Here is a 14376-nt window from a genome sequence, read left to right as displayed (position 1 = left end):
CGCCTCGGCGCCGCGCCCCTGGCCCGCCGCGTCCGCGAACGCGCCCGCCGCGCCGGCCTCGCCGGACCGTCCGGGGGGCCGCTGACCGCCCGCGAATCGGAGGTGATCCGCCTGCTGGCACGCGGACGCACCAACCGGGAGATCGCCGAGGAACTGGTCATCTCCCCCAAGACCGCCAGCGTCCACATCTCCAACATCCTCGCCAAACTCGGTGCCTCCTCCCGCGCCGAGGCCGCCGCCACCGCCCGCGACCGCGGCCTGGCTTAGCCGCCCGGCGGGCGATCTGAGGCGCGGGCTTATGGTCCGGGCACACGTCTTAGGGCGACGGTCGAGGACATGGAAGCCGCCGTGCACACCTCCGGGCTGCGCCGCACCTACTCGCGCAGGCACCGGGACCCCGTCGTCGCCCTCGACGACCTGACCATGACCATCGGGCAGAACGAGATCCACGGGCTGCTCGGGCCGAACGGGGCGGGCAAGACCACCCTCGTCCAGATCCTCTCCACCGTGCTGCTGCCGTCGGCCGGGACGGCGCGGGTCCTCGGCCACGACGTCGTGGCCGACACGCGTGCCGTCCGATCGCTGGTGGGGCTCGTCCTCGGCGGCGACCGGGGCCTCTACGACCGGCTGACCGCCCGCCGCAACCTGCGGTTCTGGGGTGCGCTCCACAAGCTCGACACCCGGACCGCCCGCAGGCGCGCCGACGCGCTGCTGGAGCGGGTCGGGCTCGCCGGCCGGGCGGACGACCGGGTGGAGACGTTCTCGCGCGGGATGCGGCAGCGGCTGCACCTGGCGCGCGGGCTGCTGCACGAGCCGCGCGTGCTGTTCCTGGACGAGCCGACGTCCGGGCTCGACCCGGTCGCGGCCGGGGCCTTCCGGCGGCTCGTCCTCGAACTGCGCGCGGAGGGCCGCACGTTCCTGCTCGCCACCCACGACATGGACGAGGCGGCGGCGCTGTGCGACCGGGTGACGCTGATCGACCGCGGCCGGATGCTGCTGACCGGGGACCCCGCGCGGGTCGGGCGGTTCCTCGGTGACCGCGAGTGCGTCGACTTCACCCACCCCGACCCGGCCCTCACCGAGGCCCTGGCCCTGCTGCCCGACGTGAGCGACGTCGAGCGGCGGGACGGGACCGGCTGGCGCGTCCACACGGCCGGCCGGGACGGGACCCGCCGCGTCCTCGCCTGGCTGCTGGAGCGCGACGTGCTCACCGCCCGGCGCGGCGAACCGACCCTCGAAGAGGTCTACCTGCGCACGGTCGGCGACCGCGGGATGCGCGTATGAGCACGCTCCGGGTGATGTGGCATGCGGTCCTGCTGCAGCTCGCGCTGTCGCGGCGCGATCCCGAGCACACGCTCATCCTGCTCATCGCGCCCATGCAGACCACGACGATGCTGGCGTTGACCGTGACGGCGCACCGCCCGGACGTCGTGGCGAACGCCGTCCTGGCGCCGGGGCTGATCGGGCTCTGGGTCGCCGCGCTCGACTACGCCGGGCGCATCGTCCCCGAGGACCGCTGGGCCGGGCGGTTCTCCCCGATGATCGCGACGCCCGTCCCGCTCGGCCCGGTGGTGGCCGGCCGGGTCGCGATGGTGGTGCTGGTCGGCGCGGCGGCGTTCGCGGAGTCGTGGCTGGTGGCGGCCCTCGGGTTCGGCCGGGTCCTGGCGGTCGCCGACCCCGCGCTGTTCGCGCTCGCGGTGGCGATCACCTGCCTGGCCACGGTCGGGACCGCGACGCTGCTGTCGGCGGTGCTCGTGGTGTCGCGGGCGCGGGACGTCCTCCAGAACTCCCTCGGCTACCCGTTCTACATCCTCGGCGGGATCCTCGTCCCGGTCACGGTGCTGCCCGGCTGGCTGCATCCCCTCAGCCGCGTGGTGTTCCTGTCGTGGAGCGCGGAACTGCTGCGCGGCTCGGTGCGCGGAGACGCCCGCGGCTGGCCCTGGTCGGTCGCGGCGATCCTGGGGCTGGGCGCGGCGGCGATGGCGGCGGGGCTGTGGCTGACGCGGCGCTATGTGAACCGGGCGCGCCGGGAGGGGACGGTGGGGTTCGCATGAGGCACGTGCTCAGGATCGTCCGGGAGTCGCTGATCCTCGGGTTCGCCGAGATGGGCGCCGTCTACACCTGGCGGACGTGGACGTTCGGGTGGCTGATGCGGCTGCTCTGCCAGGCCACCTTCTACGCCCTGCTGGGCCGCTACGTCGGCGACGAGGCCACCATGCGGTACGTGCTGGTCGGCAACATCGTGGTGCTGGCCTGCCTGGAGTCCACGATCGTGGTGATCTCGCTGGCCGGTGAGCGGCGCACGGGGACGCTGCCGCTGCTGGCCATCGCCCCCTCCGGGCACCTGCCGGTGTACCTGGGGCGCGGGCTGCAGTGGACGGTGACCGGGCTGACCAGCGCATCGGTCGCGTGGCTCGTCCTGCCGCCGCTGCTGGGCGTGCCGCTGCCGTGGCCGCGGGCCGGATACGCGATGCCGGTCATCGTGCTCATCCTCGTCAGCAGCTACGGGTACGGCTGCGCGCTGGCGGGTGTCGCGTTGCGGCTGCGGGGCGTCGAATGGCTGGTGCTGAACTTCGCCTACGGAATCATCATGACGTTCGGGGGTGTGAACGTCCCGGTCGGGGTCTGGCCCGGGCCGCTGCGGGTCGCGGCGCAGGCGCTTCCCGTCGTGCACGGGCTGGAGGCGGTGCGCGGCATCCTCGGCGGCGCGTCCACCGGCCACATCATGAGCCTGCTCGGGACCGAGGCGCTGGTCGGGGCGGGCTGGTACGCGGTGGCGGCGCTGTCGATGGACCGGCTGGTCGCCGTGGGGCGCCGCGACGGGACCCTCGGCTACGCGGGGTGAGACGGGGACGTGCCCCGGACCCGTCACGGGTCCGGGGCACGTCGGTGTTCGTCAGGCGCCGCGGTGTTCGTCAGGCGCCGCGCAGGACGGCTCCCGTGCGGTCGGACGCCGCCGTGACGGCGGCGTCACGGGCCTGCGACGCCTCCTCGGCGGTCAGGGTGCGGTCCGGGGCGCGGAAGCGCAGCGAGTAGGCCAGGGACTTGCGGCCCTCCCCCGCCTGCTCGCCGGTGTAGACGTCGAACAGCCGGATCGCCTCCAGCAGGTCGCCCGCGCCGTCGCGCAGCGCCGCCTCCACCTCGGCGGCGGGCACCGCGGAGTCGACGATCAGCGCGACGTCCTGGGTGGCGACCGGGTAGGACGACACGTGCGGCGCGCGGACCGGGACCGGGTCGCCGAGGCGGCGCAGCTCCAGCTCCATCGCGCACGACCGGGCCGGCAGCCCGTACGCCTTGGTGACGCGCGGGTGCAGCTCGCCGGCGTGACCGACCAGGGTGTCGCCCACGTAGAGCGCGGCGCACCGGCCCGGGTGCCACGGGGCGTGCTGGTCGGCCTTGACCGTCAGCTCGACGCCGACCTCGCGGGCCACCGTGCGGGCGGCCTCGATCGCGTCCGCCCACAGCGCCGGGCGTCCCTCGCCCCACCAGCCCGACGGCTCGCGGTCGCCGGACAGCACGACCGCCACCCGGTGCGGCTGGTCGGGCAGCGCGGCCTCCAGCGAGGCGATCTCCTCGGCCGTCGGACCGCGGTCCACGGGCAGGCGCGGCGCGACGGCCGGCCCGTCCGGACGCGGACGGAACACCACGCCCACCTCGAACAGGGCGACGTCGCCGAAGCCGCGTCCCACGTTCAGCGCGAGGACCTTGAGCAGGCCCGGCAGCAGCGTGGTGCGCAGCAGCGGCTCCTGCTCCGACATCGGGTTCGCCAGGCGCAGCGTCCGGCGGCGTTCGTCGTCGGCGGGAAGCTGGAGGCCGTCCAGGTCCTTCTCGGCGACGAACGGGAACGCGAGCGCCTCGACGTAGCCGGCGCCGGCGAGGACGCGGCCGATGCGGCGGCGCAGCCGCTGCCGCGGGGTCAGGCCCCTGCCGGCGACCGGGCGCGGGGCCCGTGCCGGGATGTCCTCGTACCCTTCGAGGCGGATCACCTCTTCGGCGAGGTCGTTCGGGTCGGTCAGGTCCGGACGCCAGGACGGCGGCGCCACCGTCAGGAGGCCGTCGCCGGTCACCGTGCAGCCGACCTGCTCCAGGCGGCGGACGACCGCGTCCCGCCCGTAGGTGACGCCCGCGACCCGGTCGGGGTGATCGGCGGGCATCGTGACCGTGACCCGCCCGGCCGGCGCCTCGGCATGGGTGACGCCCGGCACGATCTCCGCGCCGCCCAGCCCGGCGAGCATCTGAGCCGCCCGGTAGGAGGCGTGGAGCGGCAGTTCGCGGTCGACGCCCCGCTCGAACCGGTAGGACGCCTCGCTGTGCAGCCGGTGCCGGCGGCTCATCCGGGCGGTGCCGATGGCGTCGAAGTGCGCGGCCTCGATGACCATGTCGGACGAGCGCTCGCCGATCTCGGTGGCGAGGCCGCCCATCGTGCCGGCCATGGAGATCGGCCCCGACTCGTCGGTGATGAGGATGTCCTCGGGGTCGAGGGTCCGCTTGACGTGGTCGAGCGTCTCCAGCTTCTCGCCCGGCGCGGCACGCCGCACCACGATCGGGCCGGTGAGCCTGCCCCGGTCGAACGCGTGCAGCGGCTGGCCGAGTTCGAGCATCAGGTAGTTGGTGATGTCCACGGCGAGCGACACCGGGCGCATCCCGGCGCGGTGCAGGCGGACCTGCATCCACAGCGGGGTCCTCGCGTCCGGGTCGAAACCGCGCACCTCCCGCAGGACGAACCGGTCGCACGCGGTCGGATCCCCGATGCTCGCCGGATACGCTCCGCTCGCCCCGTCCTCTGGGGGCAGTTCCACGTCCGCCGGGTCCTTGAACGGCACCCCGTACGCGGTGGCGGCCTCGCGGGCGATGCCGCGGATCGACAGGGCGTAGCCGCGGTCGGGCGTGACGGCGATGTCGAGGACGTCGTCGCGCAGCCCGAGCAGCTCGATCGCGTCCGCGCCGACCGCCGTGTCCGGCGGCAGGACGAGGATGCCGTCGTGATCCTCGCCGATGCCGAGCTCGCGGACCGAGCAGATCATGCCCTCGGACAGATGACCGTAGGTCTTGCGGGCACCGATCTGGAAACCGCCGGGCAGCACGCCGCCGGGCAGGATGACGACGACGCGGTCACCGACCGCGAAATTGGTGGCGCCGCACACGATGTTCTGCGGCTCGCCGGTGCCGTTGGCGTCGCCGACGTTCACCTGGCAGTAGCGGATCGGCTTCTTGAAGCCGGTCAGCTCCTCGATCGCCAGGACCTCGCCGACGACGAGCGGGCCGGCGAGGTCGGCGCCGGCCCGCTCGACGGTCTCGACCTCCAGGCCCGCCGCGATCAGCCTTTCGGCCAGCGCGCGGCCCGTGACACCGGCCGGCAGCTCGACGTACTCGCGCAGCCAGGAAAGCGGGGCCCGCATCAGATCTCCATCCCGAACGGGAGGGTGAACCGGACGTCGCCCTCCACCATGTCGTACATGTCCTCCACGCCGTGCCGGAACATCAGCGTCCGCTCGACGCCCAGCCCGAACGCCCAGCCGCTGTAGCGGCCGGGGTCGACGCCGCAGGCCACCAGCACCCGCGGGTTGACCATGCCGCAGCCGCCCAGTTCGATCCAGCCCTCCGAGCTGCAGGTCCGGCACGGGTCGGCGCCCGGCTCGGCGGACGCGCCCCGGCACACGAAGCACTGCATGTCCACCTCGGCGGACGGCTCGGTGAACGGGAAGTACGACGGCCGGAACCGCGTCTTCAGCCCCTCGCCGAACATGCCGGTGACGAACGCGTCGATGCCGCCGCGCAGGTCGGCCATCGTCAGTCCCTCGTCGATCGCGAGGCCCTCCAGCTGGTGGAAGACGGGGCTGTGCGTGGCGTCCAGCTCGTCGGTGCGGAACGTCCGGCCCGGGACCACCACGTAGACGGGCGGCTCGTGCGACAGCAGCGCCCGGATCTGCACCGGCGAGGTGTGCGTGCGCATCACCAGGCCGGTCTCCTCCGATCCGACGAAGAACGTGTCCTGCATCGTGCGGGCCGGGTGGTCGGGCTTGAAGTTGAGCGCGTCGAAGTTGAACCACTCCGCCTCGACCTCGGGGCCCTCGGCGATCTCGAAGCCCAGGGAGACGAAGACGTCGGCCATCCGCTCCTGCATCGTGGTCAGCGGGTGGCGGGCGCCGCGCGGCGCCCGGTCCCACGGGAGGGTGACGTCGACCGTCTCCTCCACGAGGACGCGCCGGTCGCGTTCCTCCTCCAGTTCGGCCTGGCGCTCCTTCAGCGCCTTGGAGACGGCGCCGCGGGCGGCGCCGATGCGCTTGCCGGCGTCGGCGCGGGCCGCGGGCGGCAGCGCGCCGATCTCCCGGTTGGCGAGGGCCAGCGGGGAGCGGTCTCCGGCGTGCGCCAGGCGGACCTGCTTCAGCGTGTCGAGGTCGGCGGCCGCGGCGATCGCCGCGAGCGCCTCGCCACGGGCCCGCTCCAGCTCCTCGGGCTGCAGCGCGGACACCTCGACGGGGTCATAGGACTTGTTGGGTGCAGACATGGTGGTGTGATCGACTCCGGTCGGCGTGGGACGCCCGCAGTCTAGTGCGCGGGCGGTGGGAATCCGGAAAGCGTGCGCGTGACGCGCTGGCCCGTCCAGGGGCCCGGTGACCGTGCCGTGCCGGCGGCGTGCGGCGCGCTCAGCCGGCGTGGTCGGGGGCCCCTGCGGGCACGGTAAATCGGAACTCGGCGCCGCCACCGGGTGCCCGCCGCACGGTGATCATGCCGCCGTGCGCCTCGACCAGGCCCTTGACGATGTAGAGCCCGAGGCCGGTGCCGCCGCGGCGGTTGCCGCCGGGGCCGCGCCAGAACTGCCGGAAGACGCGCTGAACGGCCTCGGGCGGAATGCCCTCGCCCTCGTCGCGCACCGACACGGCCGCTCCCTCCTTATGCGCGTCCGGCTCCACCACAATGGTGACAGTACCCGCCCCGTGACGCACCGCGTTTTCCAGGAGGTTACCGAGGATCTGGTCCATCTTGTCGGGATCGAGCCACATCTCGGGCAGTTCACCGCGCGCCTCGAAGTGGAACCGGTCCTCGGGATCGCCGGCCGCGACCCGGCCCGCGATGACCTTGCGGACCTCCTCGGGCAGGTCGACGACCTGGCGGTGCATCTCCAGCCGGCCCGCCTCGATGCGGGACACGTCCAGCAGCTCGGTGATCAGCCGGGTGACGCGGTCGGCGTCGGCGTTGACGGTCTCCAGCATGACGCGCTTCTGGTCGTCGTTGAAGCGGTGCCACTTGGCCAGCAGCGTCGCGGTGAAGCCCTTCACGCTGGTCAGCGGGGAGCGCAGCTCATGGGCGACGGTGGAGACGAGGTCGGCGCGGTCGCGTTCCTGGCGGGCGCGGTGCACGGCGTCGCGCAGGCACACCGTGAACCGTTCTACCCGGCCCCGGTCATCGCGCCGGTAGGCGGCGGTCACCAGCACCTCGGTGCCGCCGGGAAGGAACAGCGCGCGCTCGGGGTGGCGGGTGCGGGTGTTCAGGCCGTCATAGGGGGCCAGGCACTTCCACCAGTCGCGGCCCTCGGCATCGTGCAGCAGCAGGACGTCGCGGAAGTCGCGGCCGACGGCGGACGCGGCGGCGATCCCGGTGATCCGCGAGGCGGCGGCGTTGAACACCACCACGCGGGCGTTCCGGTCGGCGACCAGCAGCCCGTCGGGCAGGTCGTCCGCCGCGCCCCGCTCAGGGCCAGGCCCGAACCCTCGCTCGGGTACGCGCGCGGCCATGAGAGGGGACTCCTCTCCGCCCACAGCGGCCTCCAGAACACCGACGGGAACGCGGCCTGTCGAAAAGAGACTCTAGCCGGAGTCGGGCACCTTGCGGGACCCGGAAACCGCCCGGCGGAAAGGCATCTGTAGCCTTCCGGACGGGCTGCCGCCCCCCGGAGGGCGGCCTTACCAGCGCGGACGATCGGCTTACCGGGCCCCGCCGTCACGTCCCGCGCTGGGCACGCGCCGAGGCGTACAGGCATACGGCCGCGGCCGTCGCCAGGTTCAGGCTCTCGGCGCGTCCGTAGATGGGCACGCGCACGACCTCGTCCACGTGCCGGAGTATCTCGTCGGGCAGACCCCACGCCTCGTTCCCGAACACCCAGGCGGTGGGCCGCGCGAGCAGTCCCCCGTCGATCGCCTCGTCGAGGGTGCGGTCACCCGCGCCGTCGGCGGCGAGCACGGTGAGGCCCGCGCCCTTCAGCTCGGGGATCAGCGCATCGAACCGCGGGCCGGTGACGACCGGCAGGTGGAACAGGCTGCCCGCCGAAGCGCGCACGCATTTGCCGTTGTAGGGGTCGACGGACGCGTCGGTGAACACGACCGCCTCCGAGCCGGCGGCGTCGGCGGTGCGCAGCACGGTGCCCGCGTTCCCGGGGTCGCGGACGTGCGCGAGCACGGTCACCAGCCGGGGACCGGTCTCCAGCGCCTTGGCGAGCGGGACGTCGACGAACTCGCACACCGCCAGCAGCCCCTGCGGGGTGACGGTCTGCGCCAGCTCCGCCATGACCTCGCCGCTGACGCGCAGCACCGGTGCGCCCGCGCGCTCGGCGGCGAGCACCAGCTCGGGATGGCGGGTCTCCGCCTCGGCGGTGGTGAACAGCTCGGCGAGCCCGCCGGGGATCTGCAGCGCCTCCCGCACCGCCTGCGGCCCCTCGGCGAGGAACCGGTTCTCGCGGCGCCGGAAGGCGCGTTTGGCGAGCCGCCGAGCGGCCTTCACCCGTGGTGATCGGAGAGAGGTCAGCTCGCGGCCCGCCATGTCGCTGTGATCGCCCGTATGCCGGTCGCCCGGCTCAGGCCGCCTCCGAACCCTCGGTCGGGAGCGCGTCCTTGGCCACCTTGACGAGCGTGGCGAACGCCGCGGCGTCGTTCACGGCCAGCTCGGCGAGCATGCGGCGGTCGACCTCGACCTCCGCGGCCTTCAGACCCTGGATGAACCGGTTGTAGGTGATGCCGTTGGCGCGGGCCGCGGCGTTGATCCGCTGGATCCACAGCCGGCGGAACTGGCCCTTGCGGTCCTTGCGGTCCCGGAAGGCGTAGGTCATCGAGTGGAGCTGCTGCTCCTTGGCCTTGCGGTACAGGCGGGAACGCTGCCCGCGGTAGCCGCTCGACCGCTCCAGGACGACCCGGCGCTTCTTGGCGGCGTTGACGCCCCTCTTCACGCGTGCCACGTGCTGAACTCCTTCGTGGGGGCCGGGCCGCACGGGCCTCGGCCGGTCGCTGATGTACCTGGTCGAGTGCTACTTGCGCAGCAGCTTCTTGATGTTCTTGGCGTCGGCGTCGGCCACCACGGCCGGGCCGGACAGCCGGCGCGTCCGCTTGGTCGGCTTGTGCTCGAGCAGGTGGTTCTTGTTGGCGCGGCGGCGCATCACCTTGCCGGAGCCGGTCAGCTTGAAGCGCTTCTTGGCACCGCTGTGGGTCTTGGTCTTCGGCATGGTCGCCGTCGTCTCCCTCATTCCGGCCCCCGCGCGGTCCGCACGGGGGCGCGCCTGATCGGCGCATCACACGGCTCCCGTGGACGCGCCAGGTCAGGCTTCAATGTACGTGCGCCGCGACCCCGCTCAGCCGCGAGGTCGCGGAGTCGGGGCCGCCGCGAGGCCGATCCCGGGCGGCCGTCAGGCGGTCTCGGTCTCCTGCCCGCGGGCCACCTTCTTCTTGTGCGGACCGATCACCATGATCATGTTCCGGCCGTCCTGCTTGGGCCGCGACTCGACGAAGCCGAGCTCCTCGACGTCGTCGGCGAGCCGCTGCAGCAGCCGGTACCCCAGCTCGGGACGGGACTGCTCACGACCACGGAACATGATCGTGACCTTCACCTTGTCCCCGGCCTTCAGGAACCGCACCACGTGACCCTTCTTGGTCTCGTAGTCGTGCGGGTCGATCTTCGGGCGGAGCTTGATCTCCTTGATGACCGTGTGCGCCTGGTTCTTCCGCGCCTCACGCGCCTTCATCGCGGACTCGTACTTGAACTTGCCGTAGTCCATGAGCTTCGCGACGGGCGGACGCGCGGTGGGCGCCACCTCGACGAGGTCGAGGTCCGCCTCACGTGCGAGTTCAAGGGCCTTGGCGATGGGCACGATGCCCACCTGTTCGCCGTTCGGGCCGACGAGCCGGACCTCGGGCACGCGAATGCGGTCGTTGATACGCGGTTCGGCGCTGATGGGACCTCCTTGGGGCCGTTCTCAAGTTCGTTGGACCGGTCGTACCCCGAGGCTTCCACGAGAAAAGCCCCGCACGACTCACGTACGGGGCCACCTTCGGTCTCCCTGGACGGACACCCGTCCGGGGACGACGGCGAGACGGACGTTCAAGCCCGTTCGCCGGACCGAAACCCACCGGCCTTCCAGCCGGTCAGGTGGGAGGTGGCCTCCGCTTGAGCGCCCGGCACACGCCACCACTCGGATCGCGCGCACAGGGCCGGTCGGCCACCAAGAATACCACCCGGCGGGACCCGCCGCGCCACCGCGAAACCGTGGCCCGCGGTGGACGCGGCCGCCTTCGTGAGGTACGCCACCTGTGTCAACAGCCTCGGGCGGCCCCCCATTCCCGGGGCCGGGACGGTGACGCTCTTCTGGCCCGTCCGGCGTCTCGGCACGCGGGCACGGGATTGTTACGGTAGAGCGCAGACGGCCCGGTGGGCCCGGCACCAGGGAGGTTGTTCCCGCGATGCCCTCGGTCGAGGCCGGCGCCGCCGGCCCCCTCACCGCCTTGTCGACGATCGGCCTGCAGTTCGCGCAGAAGGCGTTCATCGTGTCCGCCGGACGGCTGCTGCTGGTCCGCAAGTCCGCGTCCGACCCGTTCCATCCGGGCCGCTGGGAGGTGCCCGGCGGGCGGCTGGAGCCGGACACCGACCTGGACCTCGACGACCACATCCGCCGGGAGGTCTGGGAGGAGGTCGGCCTCAAGATCGATCCGGGGCCGCCGTTCCATCTGTGGCAGTGGTTCATGCCCGACCGCCGCAGACCGCAGGGCGGGCGGATACGCGTCGTCGCGGCGGCGCGCCACTGCCGGCCGGTGACGCTGGACGCCACCCTGGAGAACCAGGACACGAGCGACCATCTGGACGGCTGCGCCTGGGTGCCGCTGGACGAGATCGACCGGTACGAACTCATCCCGAGCCTGCGTCCGGTGATGCGGGCGTTCCTGCCGCCCGCCGTCTGATCGCCGCGTATGGGCCCGTCGCGTTCGCCGGCCGAGTGGCCGGGTCTTGACGGCGTGGCCGAGCGCCGTTTCTCGCTGTTCGTCATCGGGGACGCCGGGGTGGAGGTCCGCGCGTCCCTGCCGGACATCCGGTTCGCCGAACTGGGCGCCGACCGCCTCACCTACGCCCCGGCGCGGGCCGTGGTCGCGGGGACGGCGGTCAACCTGGCCCGGTACGCGGCCCGCTACTTCGGCCGGGTGAGCGTGCTGGCGAAGATCGGCGAGGACGACTACACGCCGGTGATCCGCCGCGAACTGCGGCGGATCGGCGCGGACGGCCGGCTGCGCGTCGAGGCGGGCGTGCCGAACGGCGTCTCGGTGATGCTGCGCGACCGTCCGTGCGGGAACGGGCCGGGCGTCCGGCTCCTGGTCGTCCAGGACGAGCCGCCGGGGCGGCGGCTCACCGCGGCGGAGGTCCGGGCGGAGGCGGCCGGGATCGGGGCCGCGGACGTGCTCGTCATGGACGGGTACTCGGTGCTGTCCCCGGTCTCGCGGGAGGCGCTGCGGGAGGCGGCGCGCATCGCCCGTGCGGCGGGGACGCGGATCGCGTTCGACCTCGTCCCGCACGACATCGACGCGCGGCTCCCGGCGTCCGCGGTGCTGCCGGCGCTGGCCTGCGCGGACCTGGTCTTCGCCGAGGCGCCCACGCTGGCGCGCCTCCTCGGGCACCCGGCGCCGGCGGACGGGGGCGAAGTGCGCCGCCTGCCGCCGGTGCTGGACCGCGCCGTGCCGGGCCGTCCGCTGTGGCTGCTGCGGTTCGGCGCGACGGCCCTGGAGCGCGTCCTCGCCTACCGGCGCGGGTGCCTGCTCATGGAGTACTCCACCGGCTACGCGGACGGTGTGCGGCGCGCCGGGTTCGGGGACCGGCTGGCCGCGTGCGAACTCTACTGGTGGCTGTCGGGAGGCTGATCCCCGGCCGGCGGGGCGGTCAGCGCCGCGCGCAGCGCGGTGAGCGTGCGCAGGAAGCGCCGCCTGCCGGCGGGCAGGCCGAACGTCTCCTGCCAGCGCCATGTCACATCCGGCCCGGCGGCCGTCACGGCCCAGCGCAGGAACTGGCTCTCGACGCCGTCCCCCGGGTGGACGGTCATGACCTCGTTCTCCTCGATCAGGAGATAAGAGCGGCCGGCGCGGAAGCAGGCCCGGAGGGCGACGAGGTCGGCGGGCGCTCCGGGGCGCCCGCGCGCCTCCACCACCGCGCGCACGCCCGGTGTGCCGGGCAGGAGATGCCAGTGCATGTGGTCGATGCAGGCGCCGCCGCCCTGCGAGGTCGCCGGTCCGTGCTCGAACAGCAGCAGTTCACCGCTCCCGTAGGCGACGCGGTAGAGGTGGGCGACGCGGTCGCGCCACCGGAGCGCGCGTTCCCACATCTTCCGGCCGAACTCTCCCGCGCACTGGCGATGCTCCTGGGTGACCAGCAGGACGTGTCCCTCGGCGAGCGGTGCCACGTCCGGGATGAGCAGGAAGTCACGGTCGCGGGCGATCACACCGGACTCACCGGGGAGATCGGCCATGCCGTTGAACCGGAACCGCAGGGGCGGGCACAGGACGCACTCATGACCCGGCGCGCTCCACGCCGTCGGCTCGGCCACGCCTCCTCCAGCACCACGGAACGGGGGACCATGCCTCTCCAGGCTCCTTCCAGCGTGCCCGGCGCACGGCCCCGGCGGTCCGTCCGGCCATGACACAGACATGGAACCCGCGGGGTACAAAGCCTGGCCGGACGGGAACAACTGGAGCAGAAGGCGATACCGTGCACCAGACTCCTCCCCTCCCCGCACCGGCCCCCGGCGCCGACCGTCCCGCCGCCCTGCCCGGAAGGCACCGGCCCCGCGGCGCCGACGTCCCCGTCATCGACATGGCCGTGCTCGAAACGCGGCTGAACGAGTCGCTGGACGTCCTGCGCGACACCTACACGCCCGCGCGCGGCTCCGGCGGCGGCTGGTACCACGAGCTGGCCCGGCCGGAGCCCGGCACCACCGCGACGGCGCTCGGGCTGATGGCGTTCGCGGAGGCCGGACGTTCCTTCGAGTACTTCGACGAGGGCCTGGCCTTCCTCGCCGCGCGGCAGACCCGCTCCGGCGACCCGCTGCGGGACGGCGGCTGGGCCACCAAGACCAGCCTCGGCATGCCGGTGGTGGAGGCGACCGGCTGGATCGCGCGGTTCCTCGCCCGCGCCCGCTGCGACCTGCGCGACGACGCGCCCGACCTCAGGCGCGCCTACCGGTGGCTGCTGCGCAACCAGAACACCGACGGCGGATGGGGCTCGCTGCACGGCTGCCCGTCCCGCGTATGGCCGACGTGCCTGGCGCTCCGCGCGCTCAGCCAGCTCAACCCCTACGACCCGGCGGTCGACCGGGGCGTGGAGTGGCTGACCGCCGACCGGACCGCGCACCGTCCCGGCTGGGGGCCGACCCCCGCGGCCGGGCCCACCGTCACCCACACGGCGTTCGCGCTGGTCACGCTGGCGGAGGCCCGTCCCGGCCTGAGAACCGAACGGCTGCTGGACGCCTACGACTGGCTGCTGGAGCACCTCGACCCCGACGACGACCACACGTGGATCGAGACCTACGACGTCTCCCCGCACCGTGTCTCCCCGCACCGCGGCGCGGACCCGCAGGGGCCGGACCCGGTGTGGCGGCTCGCGCTCTGGCACTACGGGCTGCCGATCGCGCTGACCGCGCTGCTGCGCGACCCGCGCGGCCCGCACGGCCCGGTCGTCGCGCGCGCGTTCCGGACGCTGGTGCGCGGCGAGGTCGCCGACCCGCGCTGGAACGGCCACCCCGGCAGCGGACGCACCTCGCTGTGGACGCTGTGGTGGCGGCTGGAGACGCTCGTCGCGCTCAGCCGCCTCCCGCTCGCCGGGAACGCCGACGTCCTGCACTGGCTGCCGGACGCGACCGTCGTGCAGCGGTCCCACGCCCGGGAACGCCCCCTGGCCGACCTCCTGCCGCACCGCCGCGTCATCGACCCGGTGGGCTTTACGCGGCGGCACTGGGCGGCGTTCCTGCTGAGCCTCGTGTGCGGCGCCAGCGCGCTGGGCGTCACGGCGGGCATGTGGGGCTGGAAGGACTTCTGGCTGAGCGTGATCCTGCCCATCGTCCTCGCCGGCGTCGACGAGTCGGTGAAGCGCCGCCGCACCCCGCGCGGCCCGCCGCCGGCGCCGCCCTGACCGGCCGGG

The 14376-nt window shown here is 73.7% G+C and carries 15 protein-coding genes; 7 read left to right on the top strand and 8 right to left on the bottom strand.

Annotation, left to right across the window (positions count from 1 at the left end; genetic code table 11):
• From AF1_RS05205 to AF1_RS05190, 4 genes are all read left to right on the top strand, one after another.
• A partial coding sequence (locus AF1_RS05205; RefSeq protein ID WP_169804028.1) for a response regulator transcription factor occupies positions 1-267 on the top strand: 267 nt, incomplete at its 5' end.
• 69 nt (positions 268-336) lie between these two features.
• On the top strand, positions 337-1284 hold the full coding sequence (locus tag AF1_RS05200) for an ABC transporter ATP-binding protein (RefSeq protein ID WP_067793843.1): 948 nt from the start codon (positions 337-339) through the stop codon (positions 1282-1284).
• Positions 1281-2054: an ABC transporter permease gene (locus tag AF1_RS05195; protein ID WP_067793842.1), complete on the top strand. Its 774-nt coding sequence runs from the start codon at positions 1281-1283 to the stop codon at positions 2052-2054. Before AF1_RS05200 ends, AF1_RS05195 begins: the two co-directional genes overlap by 4 nt.
• Positions 2051-2845: an ABC transporter permease gene (locus tag AF1_RS05190; protein WP_131732530.1), complete on the top strand. Its 795-nt coding sequence runs from the start codon at positions 2051-2053 to the stop codon at positions 2843-2845. Before AF1_RS05195 ends, AF1_RS05190 begins: the two co-directional genes overlap by 4 nt.
• A gap of 70 nt (positions 2846-2915) precedes the next feature.
• On the opposite strand, the gene pheT is transcribed toward AF1_RS05190, so the two are convergent.
• From pheT to infC, 7 genes are all read right to left on the bottom strand, one after another.
• Entirely contained in the window at positions 2916-5399 is a 2484-nt protein-coding gene (gene pheT, locus AF1_RS05185; RefSeq protein WP_067793840.1) for a phenylalanine--tRNA ligase subunit beta, read from the bottom strand.
• Positions 5399-6508: a phenylalanine--tRNA ligase subunit alpha gene (gene pheS, locus AF1_RS05180; protein WP_067793839.1), complete on the bottom strand. Its 1110-nt coding sequence runs from the start codon at positions 6506-6508 to the stop codon at positions 5399-5401. Before pheS ends, pheT begins: the two co-directional genes overlap by 1 nt.
• A gap of 139 nt (positions 6509-6647) precedes the next feature.
• Positions 6648-7736 (bottom strand): sensor histidine kinase, encoded by a 1089-nt coding sequence (locus AF1_RS05175; protein WP_067793838.1) that lies wholly within the window; start codon positions 7734-7736, stop codon positions 6648-6650.
• Between the two features lie 205 nt (positions 7737-7941).
• Complete coding sequence (locus tag AF1_RS05170; protein ID WP_067793837.1) at positions 7942-8757, bottom strand: TrmH family RNA methyltransferase; 816 nt, start codon at positions 8755-8757, stop codon at positions 7942-7944.
• Between the two features lie 34 nt (positions 8758-8791).
• Positions 8792-9169 (bottom strand): 50S ribosomal protein L20, encoded by a 378-nt coding sequence (gene rplT / locus AF1_RS05165; protein ID WP_067793836.1) that lies wholly within the window; start codon positions 9167-9169, stop codon positions 8792-8794.
• A 69-nt stretch (positions 9170-9238) separates the two neighbouring features.
• Complete coding sequence (gene rpmI / locus AF1_RS05160) at positions 9239-9433, bottom strand: 50S ribosomal protein L35 (protein WP_067468638.1); 195 nt, start codon at positions 9431-9433, stop codon at positions 9239-9241.
• A gap of 180 nt (positions 9434-9613) precedes the next feature.
• Positions 9614-10141, bottom strand: a complete 528-nt coding sequence (gene infC, locus AF1_RS05155) for a translation initiation factor IF-3 (protein ID WP_255218778.1) — start codon at positions 10139-10141, stop codon at positions 9614-9616.
• Positions 10142-10664: 523 nt separating this feature from the next.
• Between infC and AF1_RS05150 the strand changes: the two genes are divergently transcribed.
• Positions 10665-11159 (top strand): NUDIX domain-containing protein, encoded by a 495-nt coding sequence (locus AF1_RS05150; RefSeq protein ID WP_067793834.1) that lies wholly within the window; start codon positions 10665-10667, stop codon positions 11157-11159.
• A gap of 54 nt (positions 11160-11213) precedes the next feature.
• Positions 11214-12107, top strand: coding sequence for a PfkB family carbohydrate kinase (locus tag AF1_RS05145; RefSeq protein ID WP_067793833.1), 894 nt, complete (start codon positions 11214-11216; stop codon positions 12105-12107).
• Here AF1_RS05145 and AF1_RS05140 read toward each other — a convergent pair.
• Positions 12083-12787 carry an HIT family protein gene (locus AF1_RS05140; protein WP_067793832.1) on the bottom strand — a complete coding sequence of 235 codons (705 nt, stop codon included), beginning with the start codon at positions 12785-12787 and terminating at the stop codon, positions 12083-12085. The two genes, AF1_RS05145 and AF1_RS05140, sit on opposite strands and share 25 nt — an antisense overlap.
• Positions 12788-12948: 161 nt before the next feature.
• On the opposite strand from AF1_RS05140, the gene AF1_RS05135 reads away from it, so the two are divergent.
• Positions 12949-14367, top strand: coding sequence for a prenyltransferase/squalene oxidase repeat-containing protein (locus tag AF1_RS05135; protein WP_067793831.1), 1419 nt, complete (start codon positions 12949-12951; stop codon positions 14365-14367).
• Positions 14368-14376: the final 9 nt, after the last annotated feature.

Origin of the sequence: Actinomadura formosensis NBRC 14204 (assembly GCF_001552155.1) — a bacterium.
Classification (GTDB): Bacteria; Actinomycetota; Actinomycetes; order Streptosporangiales; family Streptosporangiaceae; genus Spirillospora; species Spirillospora formosensis.
Note: the sequence above shows the minus strand (reverse complement) of the source record. Positions and strands in the feature narration are given on the sequence as shown.

Bases quoted from the DNA above. Each gene is read 5' to 3' on its own strand.
- AF1_RS05200 (WP_067793843.1), top strand. From the start codon at position 337: ATGGAAGCCGCCGTGCACACCTCCGGGCTGCGCCGCACCTACTCGCGC.
- AF1_RS05195 (WP_067793842.1), top strand. From the start codon at position 1,281: ATGAGCACGCTCCGGGTGATGTGGCATGCGGTCCTGCTGCAGCTCGCG.
- AF1_RS05190 (WP_131732530.1), top strand. From the start codon at position 2,051: ATGAGGCACGTGCTCAGGATCGTCCGGGAGTCGCTGATCCTCGGGTTC.
- pheT (WP_067793840.1), bottom strand. From the start codon at position 5,399: ATGCGGGCCCCGCTTTCCTGGCTGCGCGAGTACGTCGAGCTGCCGGCC.
- pheS (WP_067793839.1), bottom strand. From the start codon at position 6,508: ATGTCTGCACCCAACAAGTCCTATGACCCCGTCGAGGTGTCCGCGCTG.
- AF1_RS05175 (WP_067793838.1), bottom strand. From the start codon at position 7,736: ATGGCCGCGCGCGTACCCGAGCGAGGGTTCGGGCCTGGCCCTGAGCGG.
- AF1_RS05170 (WP_067793837.1), bottom strand. From the start codon at position 8,757: ATGGCGGGCCGCGAGCTGACCTCTCTCCGATCACCACGGGTGAAGGCC.
- rpmI (WP_067468638.1), bottom strand. From the start codon at position 9,433: ATGCCGAAGACCAAGACCCACAGCGGTGCCAAGAAGCGCTTCAAGCTG.
- AF1_RS05150 (WP_067793834.1), top strand. From the start codon at position 10,665: ATGCCCTCGGTCGAGGCCGGCGCCGCCGGCCCCCTCACCGCCTTGTCG.